The following is a 2,558-nucleotide window of genomic DNA, read 5'->3' on the forward strand; positions in this document are numbered from 1 at the left end:
GCCTACGATCCCAACAGCTTCTCCGAAGGGATCAGCCACCTCGAATGGAACATGTTGTCGCAGGACGACCATGTGCCGCTGATGAACAAGGTGACGCAGGGGCTCTACCCGCCCGGCTCCACCGTGAAGCCGATGAACGGGCTCGCGCTGATGGCGGCGGGGGTCAGCCCGGACGAGCGCGTGTTCTGCTCGGGCGCGATGCGCGTCGGCACCAGCGTGTTCCACTGCCACAAGCGCGGGGGCCACGGTCCGCTCGATCTCAAGAACGCGATCATGCAGAGCTGCGACATTTACTTCTACGAGATGATCCGCCGCGTCGGCTACGATCGGATCGCGCCGGTCGCGCGCGCGCTGGGGCTTGGCGAGAAGTTCGACCTACCCTTCTCGACGCAGCGCTACGGCACCGTTCCCGACAGCGCGTGGAAGCTGCGCAAGTACAAGACCAGGTGGAGCGTCGCCGACTCGCTCAACGCCTCGATCGGCCAGGGTTACGTGCTCGCTAATCCGTTGCAGCTCGCCGTGATGGCCGCGCGCATGGCATCGGGCAAGGCGCTCGTGCCGACGATCCTGCGTGATCCATTCAAGCCGGAGGCCAAGCCTCTCGCGATCGACCCCGACCATTTTCGCATCATCCGCGAGGCGATGAACGGCGTGGTGAACCTGGGCGGCACCGGTGGCGCGGCACGGATGCAGGTGCCGGGCGTCGGGCTGGCGGCGAAGACCGGCACCGCGCAGGTGCGCCGCATCACCATGGCGGAGCGCCGCTCTGGCGTGCTCAAGAACGGGCAATTGCCGTTCAAGCTGCGCGACCACGCGCTGTTCGTCTGCTTCGCGCCGTTCGACAATCCACGCTACGCCGCCGCAGTGGTGCTGGAACATAACGGTCACACCGTCCGTAACCTCGACACGCCGCTGATCGGGCGCGACATCATGACCTATCTGTTCGACCGCGAGCGCGCGATGAAGTCGCTCGCCGAGGTGGAGCCGACCTGGGGCGGCGATATCCGCACCCGCATGGCGGCACAGGAGGCGGCCTACCGCGCCTCGCACGCGACCCCGCCCGCGCAGGCCGCCGCGACCGAGACCGACGCGCCCGCACCGACCGAGGCGCGCGCGGTCGAGGCCGAGACCGACATTCAGAACGAGAGCCAGGCCGCGGTAGAGCGCGACATCGCCGACGGCGCTGGCCCGGCGCAGACCGGGTCGCCCGAGCCCGACGGCGACGGGACGCGCCTGCTGCCGCCGCTTTCGTCCTCACCGCCGACAGAACAGCCGAGATGAGATCGATCGTTCCCTCGACGCTGGCGGTCCTGCCGTGGCGTACTCTGATGCTGGTCGTGGCGATTGGCTGCTTCGGCTTGGTGGTACTCTATTCCGCCGCCGACGGGAGCATCCGGCCTTGGGCACTGCCGCAGGGTGTGCGCTTCTTCGTCTTCCTTGCCGGCGCGCTGGTGCTCTCGCGCGTGCCGCTGTCGTGGCTGCGCAACCTCGCCTTTCCCGCCTACGGCGCACTGGTCGTCGCGTTGCTGCTGGTGGAACTGCTCGGCGCGGTGCGCGGCGGCAGCCAGCGCTGGCTCGACCTGGGCTTCATCCGGTTGCAGCCGTCCGAGCTGATGAAGATCGGCATCGTGCTCGCGGTCGCGCGCTTCTACGAGATGCTGCCCGCGGCCGAGACGCGCAAGTTCGTCGCGGTCTGGCCGGTCGCGGTGCTGATCGGCGTGCCGGCCGCGCTGGTCATGCTCCAGCCCGACCTGGGCACCGCGCTGATGATCTGCGCGGGCGGCGCCACCGTCATGTTCCTTTCCGGCGTTCCGCTGCGGCTGTTCGTCGGCGGCGCGGCCGCGCTCGCGGTGGCCGCGCCGCTCGCCTTCATGTTCGCGCTCCACGATTACCAGCGCAACCGCGTCCTGATCTTCATGGACCCGGAGAGCGACCCGCTCGGCACCGGCTACCACATCAGCCAGTCCAAGATCGCGATCGGATCGGGCGGTATCTTCGGCAAGGGCTTCCTTCACGGCACGCAGAGCCACCTCGACTACCTGCCTGAGGGTCAGACCGACTTCGTGTTCGCGACCATGGCGGAGGAATGGGGCCTGATCGGCGGCGTGTTCCTCATCGCCGCGTTTCTGCTGGTAATCCGCTGGGGCGTGAACGTCGGCGTGCGCGCCGAGAACCGCTTCGCCAAGCTGGTCGCCGCCGGTCTGTCGACCACCATCTTCTTCTACGTCGCGATCAATCTGATGATGGTGATGGGGCTTGCCCCCGTGGTCGGCATCCCGCTGCCGCTGGTCAGCTTCGGCGGCTCGGCGCAGATGACCGTGCTGATCTCGCTGGGCATCCTGATGAGCATCGACCGCTCGAACAAGCGCACGACGCACTGGTGATCGCGCCCTCGCTCAAGAAAATGCGCGGCGAGTGAAAAAGGGGCTTTGCAGCAGCGCGGTGTCGATGTAGAGGCGCGCTTCCCGATCGGGAGCGACCAACCAAGCCGCTCCTTTCCACCGGTCATGGACGCATAGCTCAGTTGGTAGAGCAGCTGACTCTTAATCAGCGGGTCC

General features: G+C 67.4%; 2 protein-coding genes. Both read left to right on the plus strand.

Features of this window, described 5'->3' with window-relative positions:
* Positions 1-1,281, plus strand: a 1,281-nt coding sequence (locus ACFDS6_RS17010) for a penicillin-binding transpeptidase domain-containing protein (RefSeq protein WP_375273261.1), incomplete at its 5' end; no start/stop codon positions are given.
* Positions 1,278-2,384, plus strand: coding sequence for a rod shape-determining protein RodA (rodA, locus tag ACFDS6_RS17015; RefSeq protein ID WP_375273262.1), 1,107 nt, complete (start codon positions 1,278-1,280; stop codon positions 2,382-2,384). The genes ACFDS6_RS17010 and rodA, both read left to right, overlap by 4 nt.
* The last annotated feature ends 174 nt before the right edge of the window (positions 2,385-2,558 follow it).

This window comes from Sphingomonas sp., assembly GCF_042095875.1.
Taxonomy (GTDB): domain Bacteria; phylum Pseudomonadota; class Alphaproteobacteria; order Sphingomonadales; family Sphingomonadaceae; genus Sphingomonas.